Origin of the sequence: Natrialba asiatica DSM 12278 (assembly GCF_000337555.1) — an archaeon.
In the GTDB taxonomy this organism is placed as follows: domain Archaea; phylum Halobacteriota; class Halobacteria; order Halobacteriales; family Natrialbaceae; genus Natrialba; species Natrialba asiatica.
Window position 1 is genome coordinate 29,366 of the sequence record NZ_AOIO01000031.1, and the last position, 19,278, is coordinate 48,643.

General features: G+C 65.6%; 23 protein-coding genes. 11 read left to right on the forward strand and 12 right to left on the reverse strand.

The window, feature by feature from the left end:
* Positions 1 to 226: 226 nt before the first annotated feature.
* From C481_RS13365 to C481_RS13390, 6 genes are all read right to left on the reverse strand, one after another.
* Positions 227 to 1,084, reverse strand: a complete 858-nt coding sequence (locus C481_RS13365) for a carbon-nitrogen family hydrolase (protein ID WP_006109762.1) — start codon at positions 1,082 to 1,084, stop codon at positions 227 to 229.
* Positions 1,081 to 1,515 carry a CoxG family protein gene (locus tag C481_RS13370; RefSeq protein ID WP_006109763.1) on the reverse strand — a complete coding sequence of 145 codons (435 nt, stop codon included), beginning with the start codon at positions 1,513 to 1,515 and terminating at the stop codon, positions 1,081 to 1,083. The genes C481_RS13365 and C481_RS13370 overlap by 4 nt, the downstream gene beginning before the upstream one ends.
* 102 nt (positions 1,516 to 1,617) lie before the next feature.
* Positions 1,618 to 1,854 carry a DUF7123 family protein gene (locus C481_RS13375; RefSeq protein WP_006109764.1) on the reverse strand — a complete coding sequence of 79 codons (237 nt, stop codon included), beginning with the start codon at positions 1,852 to 1,854 and terminating at the stop codon, positions 1,618 to 1,620.
* Positions 1,855 to 1,922: 68 nt separating this feature from the next.
* On the reverse strand, positions 1,923 to 2,111 hold the full coding sequence (locus C481_RS13380) for a DUF7525 family protein (protein ID WP_006109765.1): 189 nt from the start codon (positions 2,109 to 2,111) through the stop codon (positions 1,923 to 1,925).
* A gap of 102 nt (positions 2,112 to 2,213) precedes the next feature.
* A complete protein-coding gene (locus tag C481_RS13385) occupies positions 2,214 to 3,245 on the reverse strand; it encodes a phosphate signaling complex PhoU family protein (RefSeq protein ID WP_006109766.1) in 1,032 nt (343 codons plus the stop codon).
* Between the two features lie 105 nt (positions 3,246 to 3,350).
* A complete protein-coding gene (locus C481_RS13390) occupies positions 3,351 to 4,556 on the reverse strand; it encodes an ATP-NAD kinase family protein (RefSeq protein ID WP_006109767.1) in 1,206 nt (401 codons plus the stop codon).
* A gap of 127 nt (positions 4,557 to 4,683) precedes the next feature.
* On the opposite strand from C481_RS13390, the gene C481_RS22975 reads away from it, so the two are divergent.
* On the forward strand, positions 4,684 to 4,812 hold the full coding sequence (locus tag C481_RS22975; RefSeq protein ID WP_006109768.1) for a hypothetical protein: 129 nt from the start codon (positions 4,684 to 4,686) through the stop codon (positions 4,810 to 4,812).
* Between the two features lie 28 nt (positions 4,813 to 4,840).
* Here the strand turns inward: C481_RS22975 and C481_RS13395 are convergent, their stop codons facing one another.
* Complete coding sequence (locus C481_RS13395) at positions 4,841 to 5,524, reverse strand: competence/damage-inducible protein A (protein WP_006109769.1); 684 nt, start codon at positions 5,522 to 5,524, stop codon at positions 4,841 to 4,843.
* Between the two features lie 140 nt (positions 5,525 to 5,664).
* Here C481_RS13395 and C481_RS13400 point away from each other — a divergent pair, with 140 nt between their 5' ends.
* The 4 genes from C481_RS13400 to queC all read left to right on the forward strand — a co-directional run bounded on the left by C481_RS13400 (position 5,665) and on the right by queC (position 8,240).
* On the forward strand, positions 5,665 to 6,018 hold the full coding sequence (locus C481_RS13400; protein ID WP_006109770.1) for a winged helix-turn-helix domain-containing protein: 354 nt from the start codon (positions 5,665 to 5,667) through the stop codon (positions 6,016 to 6,018).
* A gap of 133 nt (positions 6,019 to 6,151) precedes the next feature.
* Positions 6,152 to 6,640, forward strand: a complete 489-nt coding sequence (locus C481_RS13405; protein ID WP_006109771.1) for a 6-pyruvoyl trahydropterin synthase family protein — start codon at positions 6,152 to 6,154, stop codon at positions 6,638 to 6,640.
* A gap of 5 nt (positions 6,641 to 6,645) precedes the next feature.
* Positions 6,646 to 7,470, forward strand: a complete 825-nt coding sequence (locus C481_RS13410; RefSeq protein ID WP_006109772.1) for a 7-carboxy-7-deazaguanine synthase QueE — start codon at positions 6,646 to 6,648, stop codon at positions 7,468 to 7,470.
* A 29-nt stretch (positions 7,471 to 7,499) separates the two neighbouring features.
* Positions 7,500 to 8,240, forward strand: a complete 741-nt coding sequence (queC, locus tag C481_RS13415; RefSeq protein ID WP_006109773.1) for a 7-cyano-7-deazaguanine synthase QueC — start codon at positions 7,500 to 7,502, stop codon at positions 8,238 to 8,240.
* A 160-nt stretch (positions 8,241 to 8,400) separates the two neighbouring features.
* On the opposite strand, the gene C481_RS13420 is transcribed toward queC, so the two are convergent.
* The gene (locus C481_RS13420) at positions 8,401 to 8,820 is read right to left on the reverse strand and encodes a hypothetical protein (protein ID WP_006109774.1); all 420 of its coding nucleotides are present in this window, start codon (positions 8,818 to 8,820) and stop codon (positions 8,401 to 8,403) included.
* A gap of 48 nt (positions 8,821 to 8,868) precedes the next feature.
* On the reverse strand, positions 8,869 to 10,134 hold the full coding sequence (locus C481_RS13425; protein WP_049904664.1) for an iron-containing alcohol dehydrogenase family protein: 1,266 nt from the start codon (positions 10,132 to 10,134) through the stop codon (positions 8,869 to 8,871).
* 137 nt (positions 10,135 to 10,271) lie between these two features.
* Here C481_RS13425 and C481_RS13430 point away from each other — a divergent pair, with 137 nt between their 5' ends.
* Positions 10,272 to 11,471: a M48 family metallopeptidase gene (locus C481_RS13430; RefSeq protein ID WP_006109776.1), complete on the forward strand. Its 1,200-nt coding sequence runs from the start codon at positions 10,272 to 10,274 to the stop codon at positions 11,469 to 11,471.
* A 30-nt stretch (positions 11,472 to 11,501) separates the two neighbouring features.
* Here the strand turns inward: C481_RS13430 and C481_RS13435 are convergent, their stop codons facing one another.
* Positions 11,502 to 12,482, reverse strand: a complete 981-nt coding sequence (locus tag C481_RS13435; RefSeq protein ID WP_006109777.1) for a ring-cleaving dioxygenase — start codon at positions 12,480 to 12,482, stop codon at positions 11,502 to 11,504.
* A 120-nt stretch (positions 12,483 to 12,602) separates the two neighbouring features.
* Between C481_RS13435 and C481_RS13440 the strand changes: the two genes are divergently transcribed.
* From C481_RS13440 to yqeC, 4 genes are all read left to right on the forward strand, one after another.
* The gene (locus C481_RS13440; protein ID WP_006109778.1) at positions 12,603 to 13,391 is read left to right on the forward strand and encodes a hypothetical protein; all 789 of its coding nucleotides are present in this window, start codon (positions 12,603 to 12,605) and stop codon (positions 13,389 to 13,391) included.
* A gap of 185 nt (positions 13,392 to 13,576) precedes the next feature.
* Positions 13,577 to 13,861 carry a hypothetical protein gene (locus tag C481_RS13445; RefSeq protein ID WP_006109779.1) on the forward strand — a complete coding sequence of 95 codons (285 nt, stop codon included), beginning with the start codon at positions 13,577 to 13,579 and terminating at the stop codon, positions 13,859 to 13,861.
* A complete protein-coding gene (locus C481_RS13450; protein ID WP_006109780.1) occupies positions 13,858 to 14,700 on the forward strand; it encodes a BKACE family enzyme in 843 nt (280 codons plus the stop codon). Before C481_RS13445 ends, C481_RS13450 begins: the two co-directional genes overlap by 4 nt.
* A 79-nt stretch (positions 14,701 to 14,779) precedes the next feature.
* A complete protein-coding gene (gene yqeC / locus C481_RS13455) occupies positions 14,780 to 15,532 on the forward strand; it encodes a selenium cofactor biosynthesis protein YqeC (protein ID WP_006109781.1) in 753 nt (250 codons plus the stop codon).
* A gap of 53 nt (positions 15,533 to 15,585) precedes the next feature.
* On the opposite strand, the gene C481_RS13460 is transcribed toward yqeC, so the two are convergent.
* Together C481_RS13460 and C481_RS13465 are read right to left on the reverse strand one after the other, a co-directional pair.
* On the reverse strand, positions 15,586 to 16,290 hold the full coding sequence (locus tag C481_RS13460) for a molybdenum cofactor guanylyltransferase (RefSeq protein WP_006109782.1): 705 nt from the start codon (positions 16,288 to 16,290) through the stop codon (positions 15,586 to 15,588).
* A 57-nt stretch (positions 16,291 to 16,347) separates the two neighbouring features.
* The gene (locus C481_RS13465; protein WP_006109783.1) at positions 16,348 to 16,932 is read right to left on the reverse strand and encodes a hypothetical protein; all 585 of its coding nucleotides are present in this window, start codon (positions 16,930 to 16,932) and stop codon (positions 16,348 to 16,350) included.
* 166 nt (positions 16,933 to 17,098) lie between these two features.
* Here C481_RS13465 and fdhF point away from each other — a divergent pair, with 166 nt between their 5' ends.
* The gene (fdhF, locus tag C481_RS13470) at positions 17,099 to 19,207 is read left to right on the forward strand and encodes a formate dehydrogenase subunit alpha (protein WP_006109784.1); all 2,109 of its coding nucleotides are present in this window, start codon (positions 17,099 to 17,101) and stop codon (positions 19,205 to 19,207) included.
* Positions 19,208 to 19,278 lie beyond the last annotated feature (71 nt).

The window sequence follows — 19,278 nt, forward strand, 5'->3', positions numbered from 1 at the left end:
GAGGAGACGGGAGTGCTCGTTCCCGGGAACGAGCAGTGCCGAGCCGGAGACGCGCTTGCCGGGTACGACGTGAAAAGCGTCTGTACCGGCACCTGTATTTCGATTTGCTGGACCAAAAAGTCAGCGGTCAGCGAACGTCAGGTGTGGACTAGTGACACAGTATCTCGCTGCCGGTTCCGCGTTTCCGTTTTGTTGTCGCGATGCCGGCATTCCAATTATCGGCGATTTAGAACCGTCGGTCCCGTAGTGCAGGGAACTCTTCGCGCACGGCAGACACCGTCTCTCGGTCGATTTCGGCCGTCACGAGGCCGGGATCGTCGCCGGTCGAGGCGAGGGTGACGCCCCAGGGATCGGTGATGGTCGAGCGGCCGAGCAGCGTCGTCGTGTCGCCGGTGTCGCCGTCGGTGAACTGGCCGGAGCCGTTGATCGTCGCCACGTAACACTGGTTTTCGATGGCCCGCGCCCGCGAGAGCGTCCGCCAGTGTTCGAGTCGCGGGTAGGGCCACGCGCTCGGGACGAGGACGAGTTCAGCGCCAGCATCCACCAAGCGGCGGTAGAGTGCGGGAAAGCGCAGGTCGTAGCAGGTCGTCACGCCGACGGTTAGTCCGCCGATGGTTGCGGTTTCGATCCGTTCGCCGGGAACGAGCAGGTTGGATTCGGCGGAGTCGTAGCCGAAGAGGTGGTGTTTGCGGTAGACCAGTTTCAGGTCGCCGTCGGCGTCGAACAGCGCGGCGGTATTGGCGAGTCCGCTGTCGGCGGGCGTGTCTACGGCGGTCGTCGCGCCGAGGTCCTCGACGATACTGCCGGCGAGGACGGCGATATCGTGTTCGGCGGCCGCCTCTCGGAGGCGCGCGTTCGTCGCGCCGAGCAGGGGTTGTGCATCCTGTTCGTACCGGTCGAACGCGAAGTAGCCCACGTTGAACAGTTCGGGGAGAGCAACTAGATCGGCACCGCGGGCGGCCGCGCGATCGATCGCGTCGAGTGCCCGGTCGACGTTGTCGTCGAGTGCACCCGCTTCGACGCGGAGTTGGGCCAGGGCCAGCGTGAGTGGTGACGTTGCCTGTAGTGTGGTCTCGGCGGTCATCGTGTCGTCTGGAGGTGGTGCTCGAGTTCGTTGCGGAGGTTTTCGAGTTCGTCGTCGAGGTTGCGTTTGAAGAATTTTTCGACGCCCGGGAGTTTACCGTCGACGACGAAGTGGTTCTCGAGGCGCGCCCCGGTTTCGGTCGCGACGATTTCGTGTTCGCCGGTGACGTCCAGGACGCTCGAGTTGCCGACGAACTTGACGTATTCCGGCCGTCTTCGTGTCACGTCTTCGGTGTCGACGGTGACGGTCCGTCGAACGAACGGAATCGGCAGGGCGACCTGCCAGGTCACCTTGTGGCTCGCCGGGTCGGTGACGGTGAACTCGTCGACGACGCTGATCGCGCGGGCGCGGTTCTCGGGGTCGGCGATAAACGACCAGACGCGTTCGGGTGGTGCCGATAGCTCGAACGACCGGTCGACCCGTACAGTCATGCCACTAACTGTGCGCGTAGTGGATAAAAAGGCCGTGGGACCGTCATGAATCGAACGGAGAGTCGAAGACCGGTCTGGTGGCGCAATTCGAACTGGGGGTCATCAGGCGGTTGAGGAGCTCAGGGTTACCTTCCACGTGGTCGAACGCGCACGGCCCCACTTTTCGATGTCCACGTCGTCGGATTTCTCCGCGAGGTGTGGGAGTCGCGCGCCAACCTGTTTCGACGAAAGTCCGATCGCATCGGCGATGTTTTTCGACCGGAAGTAACGTTCACCGCGGGTAGCGCTCTCGCGCAGATACGAGATAATCCGCTGTTCTTCGTCGGAGTAGTCGGTCATCGTCCGTACGAAACATAGGAGGCCGCCGCTCTTAACTCTTGACGGCCGTTATGGCATGTGTTGGCGCGTCAGTCCCAGTAGAGATGAATGCCGACAACTGCGAGTGAGCTAAAGAGAACGGCACCGGCGAACCCGAAGGCAGCATCGATTTCCGGTGCGCCTGTCACCATCACGAGTGCGCCAATCGTGGCGAGCGCACCGAGCGCAAGCGCCAGCCCGACGCCCTTGTCCGTCGTCGACTCCGATTGCGTAGCCATACTCGTGGGTTTGTCAACGGGGTCTCTTAATTGCACTTATTCCGGCCAGCGAGAGGGTGTGTCACACCCGATCGTCGTCGCCGCCAGTCACCGCACGCCGTTTCAGTTAATCGTCGTGTGCTCCGATTCCTCGTTCAGCGCGAGATTCGCCGCGATCTCCGCGTTTCGCATCGCGTACTGGGCGGTCTGCTGAAGGCTCACGAGGACTTCCCGAACGCGAAGAAGTTCTCCGTTCGACATTTCCGGTAGCTCCGCCAGGATTTCGTCCTCACGGTCGGCGATTTCGTGGAAGAGTTCACGAACCTCGTTCGATTTGTCGTAGTCGCGTTCGACTGCGGATTCGACCGCGAGCGAGGTGATTTCGTCGACCAGATCGTTCAGTTCGCGGATGTCGCGCATGACGGAGCCCTCGACGTCGAGCGTGTGGCCGTTCGTCTCGATGACGATCTCGGCGATGTCCTCACCGTTGTCGGCCGTGAGTTCGAGGTTCTTTGCAATCGAGCGGTAGCCGATGAGCGGAAAGCCGCTGTTGAGACCGACCGCACGCGCGAGGTTCGGGTTCTGGTAGGCCGTAAAAATGAGTCGCAAGAGGAGGACGAAGATCTTATTCGCCTGTCGCTCGCGGTTGAGCGCCCGCTGTGCCAGGTCGGTATTCCCGTGAGCGAGCGCCTTGATCCCCTCGCCTCGCATCGTCTGCCCGGTTCGTTCGAGTCGCTCGAGCAGGTTATTGAGCGTAAAGTCCTCCGGATCGACCGAACAGCGAATCGCGATACTCTCGGGCGTCTCCTCGATGACGCCCAGTCCCATCAGTTGCGTCTCGGCCTGGTACACCGCGTTGATGTGTGCCGATTCGAGCGCCCCCTCTTCGCGCTCGATTCGAATGACGCGCCGACCGAGGACGTACTGGGCGACGATCGCCCGTTCGACGGCCCCAGCGTCCAGGTTGTCCGCGTGGATAATCGCCTCCGTCTCTTCTGAACTCGCTGACTCGGGCATCACCGTTAGCGTCCCCTTGCCGCTCGTTCGGAGTGAGACCTCGTCTCCCTTCTCAACGTCGTGTTCGGACGCCCACTCGGCGGGCAGGGTCATCGCCAGCGTGGATGGCCCGAGTCGCTGGACTTTCCGCGTTTCCATGCTCTCTCCGTAGTAGCGACACGACCTTAATATTGACTATACACCCATTATGTGAAACGCCGAGGGTTATATGGTTCTGTTTCTCACCCGCTTATCACCGTTCCCTTAAACAACGTTTACGAGTCGCGTCGTGAACCGCCCCGTCCGAACCTGCTGCCAGCCGCGCAGTTCGTCGTTGATCGCCTCATCGTCCGTGTCGACGCGCAGCGCCTCGATCCCGTCGAGTTTGTCTTCGTCGGCGACGACGACGAGTTCGTCGGCGAACTCGATGACGGGCGGGGAAATCTGGTGGTTGCCGCGGCCGAAGATGACGCCCTGGCCGCCGATGGGTGAGACGACGATCGTCGCGGGTTCGTCGAGTGCGGCCAGAATCTCGGATTCCGACGCATCGCGCGCGAGAAGCGTTCCGTTTCGCGTTTCGTCTGCCTCGTCTCTGCCGCCCGCCGACTCGGTGTTCGAACCGGAACCGGCGCGCCAGACGTCCACCCCGAGCGGAGCGAAATCGATGCCGAGTTCGGATTCGATCGCGCCGACGGTGCCGCCGGGGCCGAAGACGTAGGTTCGCTCGGGCTCGACTTCGCGGGCGAAGCCGGCCGCCAGCGCGTCGACGGTCCCGCTCGAGAGCTGTTTGCTCGACTGGACGTTCGGGGCGACCGGGACGGGGACGACGGCCTTGAGCTCGGAGCGGACCTCGCCCTCTCGGTAGGCCGCCTCGTCGATGTCGTTGACCTCGCGGGATTCGACGCGGTCGAACTCGGCGGCGATCCGACCGGCGTCGGTCGGGGTGACGGCGAAGACGGAGGAGTAGATCTTGACGCCGGCGGGGACGCCGAGCATCGGCGTGACTGCTTGCTTTGCGTCGCTCCGGTCGGCATCGTCGCCCCGGTCGAGTTCATGCGCCCCTCGTTCCTCGAGGACGGTTGCGACATCGACCGCCGTTCCGTCACCGCCGACGAACAGGACGAGGGAAACGTCGTGATCGAGCAGCGCGCGAACGGTCCGGCAGGTGTCCGCGGCGGTCGTTTCGGCGGTGGCGGGGTCGACAGTCGAGTCGGCGGTCGGATCGTAGACGGTGATCGGTTCGTAGCCGGCATCGCGCGCGGCGAACTCACCCATGATGCCGGTCGCGGTGTAAACGGTTGCGTCCGGGGCGTGGCGAGAGAGCGCAGTCAGCGCCTCGCGAGCTCGCGTCGGGGCGCGCGGTTCGGCACCGCGCTCGCGGGCCTCGGCGAGTGTCTCGTCGGTTCCTTTGAGTCCGACTCGGCCGCCCATGCCGGCGATCGGGTTGACGACGACGCCCAGCGCGTCCATGGCCGGGCTACGGGAGGCGATTCAAAAAGCCGTGCGATTGCGGCCCCGTCACGGCGACCGGTCGCCGAGTCCGTCGTTATTGGGCCGTTTCTCAAAAACTAAGAGGGATCGGGCTAGAGCACCGTTCATGAACGAACTACCATACGTTCTCGCGGCGGAGTCGGAACTTCCGATGCCGATGGAGTACGTCGGGTGGAGTGTCATGGCCCTGAGTCTTCTCGTCACGATCGCCTGGCTCGCCTACTTCTACCGGTAATTCGGCGGCGCGGTCGACGGAACACCGACTACGCGCTTTCGACCCGCTCGCGCAGCCACGCGGCGGCCTCCGCGACCGTCCGTTCGTCCGTTCCTTCGATCGAAATACGAACGCCGTCGCCGGGATAACTGCCGACCGATACGTCGAACTGCTGTCGGAGTTTGGCGATCCGATCGAGCAGCGCACTCTCGGGTTCGTCCGCGACGACGACGAGTCGATGCGTCGGTTCGCCGTTGAACTCCGAGGCCACCGTCTCGAACATCGCTTTCATCTCCTCGGGGACCCCCGGAAGCACGTAGACGTTTTCGAGGACCGCGCCCGGAGCCACCCCAACATCGTTGTGTAGCGCCCGCGCGCCCGCCGGCAACTCCGCCGTTCCGTCCGCGAGTTCAGCGTGAGAGTACCCGTTTTCTTCGAGCCAGGTGCGAGCGGCGTCGTGTGCCGTCAGCGATCGGCCGAGCGCGGCGGCGACGCCGTCCATCGTGACGTCGTCGTGCGTCGGTCCCAGGCCGCCCGTGACGACCACGGCGTCGTAGGCCGCTCGATACTCGTTGACCACGCGTGCGATGTCCGAAACGCGGTCCGGGATCGTCGTCACTCGCTCGATGTCGACACCGCGCTCGACGAGTCGCTCGCAAAGCCACGTGGCGTTCGTGTTTGCCGTCCGTCCGGCGAGGAGTTCGTCACCGACCGTAACGACCGCAGCGTTCATACCCGCTCGTTCGCGGTCCCCCCTCAAATGTGTCTCGTCCGCGTCATTCGATTTAAAATATCACCTTACTGACCACTCAGAATCCCTGTTACTCATCGTAACCACAAGATTCAATTCTGATAATTAGTAACGGTGTGACAATGCCTCGTCGGACGCAACGAACTGACACCAATTCGACTACGGTTCTTTCGGCACTCGGCAGCAAGTACAGTGCCGAAATCCTCTGTGCTGCGGGAACTCCGAAGTCGGCACAGACGCTGAGCGAAGACATCGAAATACCCATCGCAACCTGCTATCGACGCATCGAAGAACTCGTCGACGCGGGACTGCTTACCTGCGAAGGACGACAACTCTCCGAAGAAGGGCGACGAACGAACATTTATCGCCGCACGGTCGACGAACTCGAGGTCGATTTCTCCGACGAGCAACCGACGTTCTCCCAGAAGCGCCGCACCGAGGCCAAAAACCGGCTGCAGGACAAACTCGAGAAGTAAACTCACCGACACGGTGGTGCCGTGTACGCGATAGAATCACCCGTATAGTGACGACTCCGTCACCGCTCGCTCAAGTTCATCCCAGAGCGGGGCGTTCGACCAGATTTAAGTATTCCCGAGAGAATACTCGTGTATGACTGAATACGCCTCGGACGACCACCACGACGAGGCCGATGGAATGGCGACGGCCGACGAGCGCCTGGTCGGTCGTTCTCAGACCCTCCATATTGGCCGCGACCGCCCGATCAGAATCAGCACCGGCCACCGAATCCTCCACCACGACGGCAAGTGCGCCAGACCGCACGGCCACAACTACGAAGTCGCGGTTACCATCGAGGGGACGCTCACCGAGGAGGGCTGGATCGCCGACAAGGGTGATATTACTGCAGTAATAGACGAGTGGGACCACCGGTTCCTCCTTCAGCGCGGGGACCCCCTCGTCGAGGCCTTCGAAGCGGCCGGCGACGCGGACGGAATCGTCGTCCTCGATCAGCCGCCGACGGCCGAGGTGATGAGCGTTCTCCTCGAAGACAAACTCCGCGCCGAACTCGGAGAGAACGTTACCGACGTCGCCGTTCAGGTCAACGAAACGAGCGAACTCTGCGGCGGAAGTCAGTTCTGATCACAATGCCGGTCTCTCACTCGGTCGACCGAGAACCGTCCGAGGCGACGAACAGCACGGCGAACGAGCACCAAAACCGACCCGACGACGGCGATGGCGACCGACCCGACGACGGACTCCCGATCAACGAACTCTTCTCCTCGCTGCAAGGCGAGGGTACCCTCGCCGGCGTCCCCTCCGTCTTCGTCCGCACGAGCGGCTGTAACCTCCGCTGTTGGTTCTGTGACTCCTATCACACCTCCTGGGAACCGACCCACGCCTGGATGAGCCTCGACGAAATCCTCGCCGAGATCGAATCCTACGACGCGGACCACGTCGTCCTCACCGGCGGCGAGCCGATGCTCCACGACGCGAGCGCGGACCTGCTCTCCGAACTCGACGACCGCGGCTACCACACCACCGTCGAGACGAACGGGACGATCCACCGCGACGCCCCCATCGACCTCGCCTCGATCAGCCCGAAACTCGAGAGCAGCACGCCGACTCCCGAGCGCGATCCTGCCGGCGACGGCGAGTGGGAACAGCGCCACGAGAACGCCCGTCTCGACCTCGACGCACTCACCGAACTCGTCGAGACCCACCCGTTCCAGTTGAAGTTCGTCGTCACCGACGCGGACGACATGCCGGAGATCCTCGACCTGCTCGCCGAACTGCGGGACGCAGCGACCGTTCCCGTTCGCGACGAGAACGTCCTGCTGATGCCCGAGGGCGCGACCCGCGAGCGCCTCGCCGAAACGCGAACGCGCGTCGCCGAACTCGCGATGGAGCACGGCTTCCGGTACACGCCGCGGCTGCACGTGGATCTGTGGAACGACGCACCCGAGACATAACCAATACCATCCCGATACGAAGAGACACGATGACATCCGATTCACCCACCACCGACGCCGGTACCGAACCGACGACCGACTCGAAGCGCGCCGTCGTCCTCCTTTCGGGCGGCATGGACAGCGCCACCGCCGCCTACGAGGCCCGCGAGCGCGGCTACGACCTCTACGCCCTCCACACTTCCTACGGCCAGCGCACCGAAAACCGTGAACTCGACTGCGCAAAACGGCTCGCCGACGACCTCGAGATGAACGACTTCTTGCAGATCGAAACCGGACACCTCTCGGCGATCGGCGACTCGAGTCTCACCGACGACGAACTCGCCGTCGCGGACGCGGACATGGACAGCGACGAGATCCCCACCTCCTACGTCCCCTTCCGGAACGCGAACCTGCTCGCGATGGCCGTCTCCTACGCCGAGGCCAACGACTGCGAGGCGGTCTTCATCGGCGCCCACAGCGAAGATTTCTCGGGTTATCCGGACTGTCGCCCCGAGTTCTTCGAGGCGTTCGAAACCGTGGTTGACGTGGGGACGAAACCCGAGACCGACATCTCGATCGAAGCCCCGTTCGTCGAGTGGTCGAAGACCGATATCGCGGCCCGCGGCACCGAACTCGACGTTCCTTACGAACACACCTGGAGTTGCTACCGCGACGACCGGCCGGCCTGTGGCACCTGCGACGCCTGCGCCTATCGCTTGCAGGCGTTCCAGCGCAACGACCGTCGAGACCCGATCGAGTACGCCGAGCGGCCGTCCTACGTCGAGGAGTGAGACGATCGCCCGCGGATCGATCGCGGCGGTGCGAGGTTGCTTGGGCCCTGGGTCGAGTCACCGATATCGACAACACGTGCGACGGCGGTCCGATCGCCGATGGCGAACGCCGGTGTTCGTGACGTGTTCGTCAAGTCGTCAGAACGACACTGCGGACTCTCTACGTCTCGATCGAAAACTCGACGTACGACACCAGATACACGACGCCCTCGTACTCCACGAATCTCGCCCCCGACTCGAGTTCGGCCGGCGCGTCGTCGGCGTCGGCGCTGACGGACGCAAGAACTCGGAAGCCGCGTTCGCCGAAGTCGTCCGCCATGCCGTCCTCGTACGCGTCGCTCGCGTCGTCGAGCGCGGCGGCGATCCGATCGTTCTCGGTCAGTCCAGCGTCGACAGCATCGACCGGATCGATATCGGCCGGCACGTCCTCCTCGACGGACACCTGGAGAATCGATTCCGTCGGCCGGGTCGTCCCTCCCTCGTCGTTAGCCGGTTTCTGCGGATCGTCCGAGGCGCTCAAACAACCGGCCGACAGAGCCGCCGTCGCGCCGAGCGCACCGAGAACGTGCCGTCGATTCATCACGATCCGTTCACGGAGATGACGTAAATACGAACCGGAAAGGCTCGCTCACCACGCCGCTTCGAGTACGGCGACGAGTTCGTCGACCGACGGGTCGAGCCCCGGCGGCGCGTTCGCCACGATGCGATCCGCGAGCGTCGCCTCCGCGACGGCCCTGAACTCGTCGGGTTCGGGGCCGTCAACGTCCCGAAGCCGGGTTGGAAGCGAGAGCGCGTCGCGGACCGCGGTCACGCGGTCGACGACCGCGGCGGCCGGCTCCGCGTTTGCGCCGACGCCGAGCGCGTCCGCGAGCAAATCGACGCGGGCGTCAACGTCCTCCTGGGCGAAGACGAACTCGAGGACGTGCGGGGCGACGACCGCGTGGGCCGCCCCCTGTTGCACGTCGTTCGTGCGCGTCAGCCCGTGGCCGAAGGCGTGGATGATCGAGAGCGTCGTCTCGCCGGGGCGGGAGATGCCGTACTGGACGAGGACGATCCCTTCGAGAACGGTCTCGAACGTCTCGGGATCGCGCTCGCCGCGGCCGTACGCGCGCAGCCCGGACTCCAGTGCGGCCAGTCCGCGCGAGGCCGTCGCGTCGGTGATCGGCGTCGCGTTGGCGGCGTAGATCGTTTCGAGCCCCTTGTCGAAGCCGTTCATCGCGGACCCCGCGAGGACGGATTCGGGCGTCGTCGCGACCAGTTCGGGGTCGTAGAAGGCGGCCGCGGGCATCAGCTCCCGGCCGCCGATTCCGCCCCCGAGTTCCTCGTCGATCCGACCCGATCCGTCCGACGCCGGTGCGGCCGTGACGCCGGCGGCCTGCGAGAGATCCGCCCCCGCGAGCGTCGTCGGCACCGCGAGGATCGACACCAGCCCCGACTCGGGAACGGCGATCGTTCCCGTCTCGCTGAACTCGGCGACGATATCACCGCGCGAGCGCTCGTCGGCCGCGAGCGCGCTGATCACCTTCGCCACGTCGAGGCTGCTGCCGCCGCCGACCGCGACGATCGCGTCGGCGTCGGTCTCGTGCAAGCGGTCGAGTCCGTCGAACGCCGTCCCGAGCCGTTTCTTCGGCGTCGTCTCGTCGAAGACGCCCGCGAGTTCAGCGCCGAGTCCCGTCCGGACCGGGTCGATCACCGCCGACGTGCTCCCGACGGTCGACCCGCAGACGACCAATGCGCGCTCACAGTTCAGCCGCTCGAGTTCGGCGTCGAGGTCGGCGACGCAGCCCCGGCCGAAGCGGATCGTCGGCGAGGCGAACTCGAAGCGAAACGGGGTCGAGTCTCGCGTTCGAGGGTTCTGTTCGCCGCCGTTCGAGTCGGATTCGGGTGCGGTCATGGGGTCGTCTACGGACGGGCGGGTGTTAACGGTGAAGTCCGGCGGAGTCGCGTCCGCCGTCCACATCGATCTATCGTCCCCGCGTGTCGATCCCTCGTTCCAAAACACTGTTGCTGCGTCCGGAACGATATCGCCGCGTGGCACTCACACCGAACTGGCGACTCCGGGTTCGAATCGCTGCCGCGCTCGCGCTGGTTGTGGGAGTGAACGGACTCCTGCTCGCGGCGCTCGCTTGGAGCGCTCTCCGCCTGCTTTCCGCGAGCGGTCGATCGGTGCCGATCGAACTCGGCCTTCCGCTCACCGTCGGGACGCTTCTCCTCGCCGCCGTCGGTCTCGTCGCCGTGCAGGCGCGATACGGCTCGCGGACGATCGTCTCCGGGCTCGATCTCGACGAACTCGGGGAACTCGACGACACCGACGAACTCGAGGGAACCAACCCGCGAACCCTCGATGGCCGAGTTCGGCGACTCGCAGCGCAGGCGGACGTCCAACGTCCGTCGGTGGCCGTCGCGAACCGAGCCGAACCCGCCTGTCTGACCGTCGGAACGCAACGCTCGCCGACGATCGTGGTCACGACGGGACTGCTCGAGCGACTCGACGACGGTGAACTCGACGCAGCCCTCGCACACGAGGTCGCCCACGTCGCCAACCGAGACCTGCCGGTCGTGACCGCAGTCGCTGCAACGGTCGCGATCGGCGATCGGTTACTCGAGCGCGAGCGGAAACTCCGCGGCGTTCTCGCCGGCATGGCGGTGGTCGCCCTCTTTACCGGGATCGGGCTCCTCATCTTCGCGGTCCCGATTCTCGTGGTCGGCGTGGTATACCTCGCCGTGAGTGTCCTCGCGCGGGCGCTGCTCGGACTGAACTCGATCGCGCTCGGACTGTTTTCGAAGACCCGCGAGTTCGCCGCTGATCGCGGCGCGAGTCAACTGACCGGCGAGCCGGCGGCGGTGGCGAGCGCGCTCGAAACGCTCGATGACGAGCGATCGAAACCGACCCGGGATGCGCGGCTGCACGCGAGCGCGACGCTCGGGATCGTTCCACAGCCGCTGGCGTTCGAGCGCCCGGCTGAGGACGGCGAGGGTGAGGAGCACTGGTTCGATCGGTGGTTCGTCGGTCAGTTTTCCCTCGAGGCCGTCGACGAGCAAGCATCCGATGGCCCGCCGGGACCCATCGCTCGGCGCAAAGAACGCGTCAAAACGTGGTTCCGCACGAGGATCATCGAGCCAGTGCGGACGCGTATTCGACGGGTACTCGCGTGGCGGCCCCCGACGCATCCTGCGACCGAGGAGCGGATCGACCAGCTGCGGACGCTCGAACGGCGGCGGCGCGGCTGAGACCGATCCCGAGGGCGCGACGGCGACGAACTACCGGTCCTCCGATGGCTCGGACTCGACCGCCGGACCGTCGAACGGCGGCAGCTGCGCCTCGATCCGCTCGCGTTCGTCCTCGAGCCACTCGGGCAGCGCCAGGCTGGACCCCAGTTCGTCGCGGTCCTCGTCGGCCGTGAAACCGGGCTCGGTGGTCGCCATCTCGAAGAGGACGCCGCCGGGCTCGCGGGTGTAGACCGACTGGAAGTACGTTCGGTCGATGATCTCGCTCGGGGAAAGTCCCTGCTCGGCGTAGGCCTCCCGCCAGCGCTCTTGTTCCTCGAGATCGGCCGCCTCGAAGGCGACGTGGTGGACCGTTCCGACACCCGTCCGTCCGCGACCAGCGTCGATCTCGATCAAATCGACGATCGAGCCCGGCCCGCCGGCCGCGCTCCGGTACCGGCGGCGATCGCCGGCCTCGGCTTCGAGTTCGTAGCCGAGCACGTCGGTTACGATCGACGCCGTCGGCCTGAACTCGCTGACGGCGAGCGTGACGCTGTGAAAGCCGCGGAGCTGGTGGGCGGTCGGGACGGGGCCGTCTTCCCACGGCGTCGCGTCGCTCTCGGCGGCCGAACCGTCGGCCGGCGCGACGAGTTCGAGTTCGATCCCGTCGGGGTCGGCAAATCGGAGGACGGTTTCGTCGAAGCGCTGCGTCCGCTCGACTTCGAGACCCTCGCGCTCGAGTCGGTCGAGCCAGTAGTCGATCGAGTCGGGGCGGATCAGGTAGGCGGTCGCCTGCGTCTGGCCGGCACCGAACTCGCCCCGGCGGCCGCGGTCGGTCCAGGGAAAGAACGTGATATTCGTGCCGGGCGTCCCGCCTTCGTCGCCGAAGTAGAAGTGGTAGGAACCGGGGTCGTCGTGGTTGACGGTCCGCTTGACGAACCGGAGGCCGAGCGTGCCGACGTAGAACTCGGCGTTCCGATCGGGATCGCCGGCGATCGCCGTGACGTGGTGTAATCCGGGCGTGGTCGGTGACATACGGCGTGTAGGCGCTCGGCCCTTGTGAGGGTTGTCCACGGTCGTGTTACCAGGGGACGCGGCCGTTACCGGGCGCACGGCTCGCGGTTTCTTTATGTGCTCTCACAATAGATTAGAAATATGAACCGACGACAGTGCGTGGTCGGTATCGCCGCCCTCTCCTCGAGTGCCGTCGCAGGGTGTTTCTCGCGGGAATCGGGCGGCACACAGCAGTTGAACCTCACCCCGACCGACGACCGAGACGTCGAGGCGGTTTCCTCGACGACGTTCGATGAGGACGTGACGCCGATCTGCACCGCGGGCGAGTCGCTGACCGCGACCGTCGACGGACCGAACGCGGACGCCGTGGCCGCCCACGAGTTCGTCCGCGATCCCGAGAGCGGGCGGTACGGCGTTCGCGGTCGGATCGAGCCCGGAGAACGGGGGAATATACCGAGTATTCGCGCGGCGTTCGACGACGGGTCGAGTGAGTCGATTCGAGTGTACGGTCTCGATGCGGACGAAACGTTTCTGTTTACGATCACGACCGCGGACGGAGCGGCCGACGAAATCGGCGAGTACACGCTCACCGTTCGCGACGGGGAGACCGCGGACATCGGTCGCGTTTCGGAGCGGTACGCCACCGTCGACGGCGACTGGGGACAGATCGGAACGTACGACGGGTCGCCGGTCTACGGCTACAGCGCGACGGTCGCGAACGATCACGACGAAGCCGTCGAACTGTATCCGCGGCTGAAAGCGTACCTGGATGAGACGACCGTGGCGTACAGCGGGGCGTCTGCCGAGTCGAGCATCGACGTCGCACCCGGCGAGACGAGAGCGGTCTCCTTCCCGTATCCCCGGTGCGATCCCGGGAGCATTGTTACAGTTGAGGCGTGGCTCGACTGGTCGACGATGCTGTATCCCTGATCGAACGGTTCGTGGTTCGCGGTTCGCGGTTTGCGGTTTGCGGTTCGTGATTCGCGGTTTTCCGCAGTATCAACCGCTCGGCGTATGGCGGACGACGAGCGGCGAGTAGCGAACGGCGATCCTCAGCGGGCGGACGACGAACCCGGACGGCGAACAGCTAACACGATCGGCCCGGAACGATGCCTATGTCCTGTCCGTTCCTGGACTACCGACTCGAGGCGAACGAGCGGCGATTCGACGAACCGCGGGCATACTGCGAGGCGGCGGCGCGGTTCGTCCAGCCGATGCGTGCTGATATCTGCAACGACCGCTACGACCTGGCACACGACAGCGACTGCGAAATCTACCTCGAGCACGCCGGGGCTGCCGACGAGAACGAGGGCGAGAACGAGCGGGAGCCGGAAAACGGGACCGAGAACCGAAGCGGTGACGGCGACGAGGATCGGGCCGGGTCCGGTGAAGGCGCGTGAGTTACGACGAGTTCCTCGCCGGCGAACCGGTCATCGTCACCGCCGCCCTGACCGGCGGCGTACACGGTAAGGAGACCACGCCGCACCTCCCTGAAACGCCCGAAGAGATCGGGAAAGCGGCGGCGGAAGCCGAAGCCGCCGGCGCGGCCGTCGTCCACGTTCACGCGCGCCAGCCGAACGGCGAGCGCACGTTCGCGACCGAGCGCTTTCAGGAGATCGACGACGCCGTCCGCCGCCGCGCTGAGGACGTGATCATCCAGCACTCCACCGGCGGAACGGGCGCGCCGGATGCGGATCGACATCTTCCCCTGCGGACTGACCCCGCCCCGGAGATGGCCTCGCTCGACATGGGGCCGTTGAACCGGTACGACCACCTCACCAGCGAGAACACCCGCGGCCTCGTCGACTCGCTCCGCGCGGAGATGGTCGAACGCGGCGTGAAACCCGAACTCGAACTCTTCAACGACGGCCACCTGAACGAGGCGCTCGGTCTGCTCGATCGGCGCGACCTCGCCGATCCCGTCTACGGAACCCTGATCTTCGGCCCCGGCACGCTCACCCCGCCGACGCCGCGGAACTTCCTGACCGCGATCGACAACCTGCCCGCGGGCGCGCAGTTCAACACCCTCGGCTTCGGCCGCCACCAACTTCCGTTCGCGACGATGGGCCTCCTCTTCGGCGGCCACGTCCGCGTCGGTCTGGAGGACAACGTCTACTACCGACAGGGTGAACTCGCAACGAGCAACGCGCAACTGGTCGAGCGAGTCGTCCGCATCGCCGACGAACTCGGCCGCCCGGTCGCGACGCCGTCGCAGGCGCGCGAAATTCTGGGTCTCTGAGTCGCTTCCGCCCCCGTCCTCCGACGAATCCGGCGAAAATCGACCCAAACCATTAGCGCCCTTCCATCGTACCGGGTCTATGGTCGCGGACGACTCGCCTCTCACGGAGGNCGGGTCCGGCGTGGTCGCCGTCGTCGGCGCCGGCGGCAAGAAAACGACGGTCTACACGCTGGCGGAACGCGCCGCTCGACTGCCGTCTTCGAGAACCGTCCTCACCGCAACCGTTCGGATTCCCGTTTTCGATCGGCACGTCCAGCGGGTCGCCGTCTCGGACGATCCGGTCGCAACCGCGGCCGCCGCGGACCGCTGGCCGCTCGGCGTCGTGCCCGACCGGGAGGGCGACCGCTACGTCGGCTACGATCCCGCTACTATCGATGAACTCGCAGCCGCTGACACCGCCGACCTCGTTCTCGTTAAAGCCGACGGCGCGCGAACGCGCGAGTTCAAAGCGCCGGGGGATCACGAACCGCAACTGCCGCGGCGGACGGACACCGTCGTCCCGATCGCGAGCGTGCAGGTCGTCGGCAAGCCCCTCTCGGCCGAGTTCGTCCACCGACCCGAGCGCGTCGCGGCGATCACCGATCGTGAACTCGGGGAGGAGATCCGGCCCGACGACGTTGCGCGGGTGCTCGCGAGCGAGCGCGGCGGGTTGAAGGACGTTCCGGACGGGGCGACTGTCGTGCCGGTGCTCAACAAGGTAGACGACCCGTCGCTCCGGGCGACCGGCGAGGAGATCGCAGCGGCCCTGCTCGATCGCGCACCGCCAGTCTCTCGCGTCGTGCTCACGTGCTTGATCGACGACGAGCCGGTGGTTGCGGTTCTCGAGTCCTGATCCGGGTAATCCGGTCTTGGCCCCGACGGAAGCGAGTTCCGGCGTCACCCCCGCTAGGACGAATCGGCGAGTCGCTCACACGCCGCGTCGAACTCCTCGCGCGTGTTGACGTTCTCGAACGTCTCCAGATCGGTGTAGTCGCGTATCTCGTCCGTCTCGACGACGACGTAGTCGAGATCGAACAGGGGTTCGACGACCCGTCGGTCGCCGCGGTCGACGGCGCGTTCGCAGGCCTCTCCCATCGGCTCGGTTCGGTAGACCGCCTGCGTCGTCTGGAACCACTCGTCTTCGAGTCGCGGGACCGCAGCGTCCGCGTCCGCGCTTGCCGCCCGGTCGAAGAGAGACGAGACGAGTTCGGGATCGACGAACGGCATGTCGCAGGCGACGACGACGGCGAACTCGGTCCGCGCCGCGCGGAGTCCGGTCATGATGCCCGCCATCGGGCCGCGGTCGGGAACCGGATCGACGGCGAAGGAGACCGGTGGCTCGCCAGCGTCGTCGGAGTCGCCCGCATCGGCTGTGAGTGCATCGTCGATAACGGGCACCTGGTCGTCCCGACAGTTGATGATGAACTCGTCGACGACGGGGCGGAGTCGATCGACGACGCGGCGGATCATGGGCGTTCCCGCGAGTTCAGCGACGGCCTTGTCTTCGTCGCCGAAGCGGGTCGAGTGGCCGCCCGCGAGGACGACGGCCGTCCGCTCGTCCGGCACGGCGTCCGCGTGCCCAGCGTCACCCGGTCCGGTTGCAGGGGGCATACGTGCGTGTTGGGCAACCGGCGGCAAAAGTCCGCGGCCGACCGTCCGAATCGAGTATTACTGGTCGGTAGTAGTGTCCGAGAGACGCCAGAGCGCCCGACGAACCGTCCGCAACTCGCAGTCGGTCGTCGTCGCAATCGATCGACAGCGGTCGAGATACGTCTCGTAGTCGCTCGCCGTTGGTGCGGTCGGGTACGGCTCCGCGAGTTCACCTGCGTCGTGAAGGACGGCCCACTCGCGAGGCCCGAGGACGGTGAAGTGCTGCGGGGCGAGAAACGTGAGAAAGGCGGTGGCGACCGGCACGTCGACGCCGTCTAGGGCAGTGAGGGCATCGATCGCAACGGCGGCGTCCCGCTCTGGGACGGTGATCGCATCGACGGCGTCCGCGATCGCCGCTCGGATAGCGTCGAGATCGTTCTCCTGAAAGCGCTCTTCTGCGGCCCGCCGCTCGGCGTCTAGAGAGGAGCCGAGAAACCGCCGGTAGTACCACCTGACGACCCAGGCGGCGTCGCGCCACCCGAACGCGGCCGTCTCGAACGCTCGCGGGAGCGTTTCGAGTTGCTCCTGTTCGACGGGATAGAAAGGGTTCTCCGCCCGGTAGTCGGCCGCTTCGGAGCGTACTAGCTCGCGCGTAAACTCCATCGTGCGATCGTCTGTCAGGGATCGCTATTAGCGTTCGCCCGAGCGGATCGCGTTTCCTCCTGTCCGGTTACTCGTCCCTGGTGTGGTAGTTGGTGTGGTAGAAAAACTCATGCACGCTCGCGTTGTGAATGCACGCACCGCGATCCACCACCGAACGGAGCAGCCAATGTCCAGTGATCAACACCAGACCGACGAACCGGTCACGACGATTTGCCCGTACTGCGGTGTCGGCTGCGGGATTCAGGTTACACAGGGCGATGACCCGGGTGACGTGCAGTTCATGCCCTGGGGCGACGCGCCGGTCAACGAGGGCCGCATCTGTATCAAAGGCGGCGCGGCGACGGAGGTCGTCGACCACGAGGACCGACTGACCGACCCGCTCATCAAAGACGACAGCGGCGAGTTCCGCGAGGCGACCTGGGAGGAGTGCTACGAGTTCATCGTCGGTGAACTCGAGCGGATTCGTGCGGCGTACGGCCCGGACGCGGTGGGCTTTTTCGGCTCCTCGAAGACGATGAACGAGGAAAACTACCTCCTGCAGAAGATCGCCCGCCGCTACGGGACGAACAACGTCGACAACTGCACGCGGATGTGCCACGCCTCGACGGTCTGGGCGTTGCGGACGAGTCTGGGTGCGGGCGCGATGACGAACAGCATGGCCGACTTGCGGGCCGAAACCGACGTGTTCTGGATTCAAGGGGCCAATCCGGGCGAGCAACATCCCATTGCGAACAGCCAGTACTTCCGGCAGGCCGTCCTCGACGGCGCGACCGTCGTCCAGGTCGATCCGCACGCGAACAAGACGACTCGTTCGTTCCAGATCGACGAGACGGATCGACACATGCACCTCCAGTTGAATCCGGGGACCGACGTTCCCCTGTTGAACATCGTCCTCAAAACGGTGCTCGAGAACGATTGGATCGACGACGAGTTCATCGCGGAGCGAACCGAGGGCTTCGAGCACCTGCGGGAGACGCTCGCCGAGTTCGACAAAGCAGCCGCCGCCGAGGAGTGTGGGGTCCCGCTCGAGCGGATCGAACTCGCCGCGAAGAAGTACGCCACGGCCGAGAACGCGGCCGTCTTCACCGGCATGGGGATGAGTCAGCACCGTTGCGGCGTCGACAACGTCCAGAACGAGATCAACCTGGCGCTGATCACGGGGAATCTCGGTCGCCCCGGGACCGGCGTCAATCCGCTGCGCGGCCAGAACAACGTTCAGGGGACCTGCGACGTGGGCGCGATGCCGAACGTCCTGCCGGGCTACCAGCTCGTCGACGACGACGAGGCCCGCGAGCGCGTCGAGGAGGTCTGGGGCTTCGACATCCCCGACGAGCCCGGCCTCACGAACGTCGAAATCTCACACCAGTTCGGCGACGGGATTCGCGGGCTGTACGTCATGGGCGAGAACCCGATCATGAGCGAACCCGACGCGAACCGGGTCGCAGAACGGATGGAAGAACTCGAGTTCATGGTAGTGCAGGACATCTTCCCGACGGAGACGGCCGAGTACGCCGACGTGATCCTTCCGGCGACGACCTGGGCGGAGCGCGGCGGGACGGTCACCAATACGGATCGTCGCGTCCAGCGGATGCGCGGCGTCGAGAAAGTTCACGAGAACACGAAACACGATCTCGAGATCCTTTCGGAAGTCGGCGCGCGACTCTTCGGCGCGGCCGGATTCGACTTCGATACCCCCGAAGCCGTCTTCGAAGAACTCCGGCAGGTCTGCCCGAGCTACCACGGGATGACCTACGACCTGCTCGGCGAGGAAGGGCTCCACTGGCCCTGCTACGAACTCGGCGACGAGGGCGACCCGTACCTCTACGAGGAGACGTTCGACACCGAGAGCGGCCTAGGACACATCGAGGGCGTCAGACACACCCCGCCGGCCGAGACGCCGGACGAGGAGTACCCGCTGATCCTCACGACGGCGCGGCTCGAGGAGCACTACAACACTGGGACGATGAGCCGCCGGTCGCCGACGCTCAACCGCCAGACACCGGAGAACTTCGTCGACGTCCATCCGGCTGACGCCGAGCGGTACGGCGTCGAGGACGGCCAGACGGTCACCCTCAGATCCAGACGCGGCGAGATCACGGTCGAGGCGCAGGTCACGGAAGACACCAAGGAGGGCGTCGTCTGGACGACGCCGCACTTCGCGGCCGCCTCGGCGAACAGGCTGACGAACGACGTGCTCGACGACCGGGCGAAGATCCCCGAGTACAAGGCCGCGGCGGCGGAGATCGAGGTAGGGCTCGAGCCCGCAGACGACTGACCGAACGAGGGGTGACCGCGCAGGATCGAGGCAGGCGGCCGACGACCAGTTTCGGCGTGCGGACGGCACTT

Bases quoted from the DNA above. Each gene is read 5' to 3' on its own strand.
- C481_RS13365 (WP_006109762.1), bottom strand. From the start codon at position 1,084: ATGACCGCCGAGACCACACTACAGGCAACGTCACCACTCACGCTGGCC.
- C481_RS13370 (WP_006109763.1), bottom strand. From the start codon at position 1,515: ATGACTGTACGGGTCGACCGGTCGTTCGAGCTATCGGCACCACCCGAA.
- C481_RS13375 (WP_006109764.1), bottom strand. From the start codon at position 1,854: ATGACCGACTACTCCGACGAAGAACAGCGGATTATCTCGTATCTGCGC.
- C481_RS13380 (WP_006109765.1), bottom strand. From the start codon at position 2,111: ATGGCTACGCAATCGGAGTCGACGACGGACAAGGGCGTCGGGCTGGCG.
- C481_RS13385 (WP_006109766.1), bottom strand. From the start codon at position 3,245: ATGGAAACGCGGAAAGTCCAGCGACTCGGGCCATCCACGCTGGCGATG.
- C481_RS13390 (WP_006109767.1), bottom strand. From the start codon at position 4,556: ATGGACGCGCTGGGCGTCGTCGTCAACCCGATCGCCGGCATGGGCGGC.
- C481_RS22975 (WP_006109768.1), top strand. From the start codon at position 4,684: ATGAACGAACTACCATACGTTCTCGCGGCGGAGTCGGAACTTCCGATG.
- C481_RS13395 (WP_006109769.1), bottom strand. From the start codon at position 5,524: ATGAACGCTGCGGTCGTTACGGTCGGTGACGAACTCCTCGCCGGACGG.
- C481_RS13400 (WP_006109770.1), top strand. From the start codon at position 5,665: ATGCCTCGTCGGACGCAACGAACTGACACCAATTCGACTACGGTTCTT.
- C481_RS13405 (WP_006109771.1), top strand. From the start codon at position 6,152: ATGACTGAATACGCCTCGGACGACCACCACGACGAGGCCGATGGAATG.
- C481_RS13410 (WP_006109772.1), top strand. From the start codon at position 6,646: ATGCCGGTCTCTCACTCGGTCGACCGAGAACCGTCCGAGGCGACGAAC.
- queC (WP_006109773.1), top strand. From the start codon at position 7,500: ATGACATCCGATTCACCCACCACCGACGCCGGTACCGAACCGACGACC.
- C481_RS13420 (WP_006109774.1), bottom strand. From the start codon at position 8,820: ATGAATCGACGGCACGTTCTCGGTGCGCTCGGCGCGACGGCGGCTCTG.
- C481_RS13425 (WP_049904664.1), bottom strand. From the start codon at position 10,134: ATGACCGCACCCGAATCCGACTCGAACGGCGGCGAACAGAACCCTCGA.
- C481_RS13435 (WP_006109777.1), bottom strand. From the start codon at position 12,482: ATGTCACCGACCACGCCCGGATTACACCACGTCACGGCGATCGCCGGC.
- C481_RS13440 (WP_006109778.1), top strand. From the start codon at position 12,603: ATGAACCGACGACAGTGCGTGGTCGGTATCGCCGCCCTCTCCTCGAGT.
- C481_RS13445 (WP_006109779.1), top strand. From the start codon at position 13,577: ATGTCCTGTCCGTTCCTGGACTACCGACTCGAGGCGAACGAGCGGCGA.
- C481_RS13460 (WP_006109782.1), bottom strand. From the start codon at position 16,290: ATGCCCCCTGCAACCGGACCGGGTGACGCTGGGCACGCGGACGCCGTG.
- C481_RS13465 (WP_006109783.1), bottom strand. From the start codon at position 16,932: ATGGAGTTTACGCGCGAGCTAGTACGCTCCGAAGCGGCCGACTACCGG.
- fdhF (WP_006109784.1), top strand. From the start codon at position 17,099: ATGTCCAGTGATCAACACCAGACCGACGAACCGGTCACGACGATTTGC.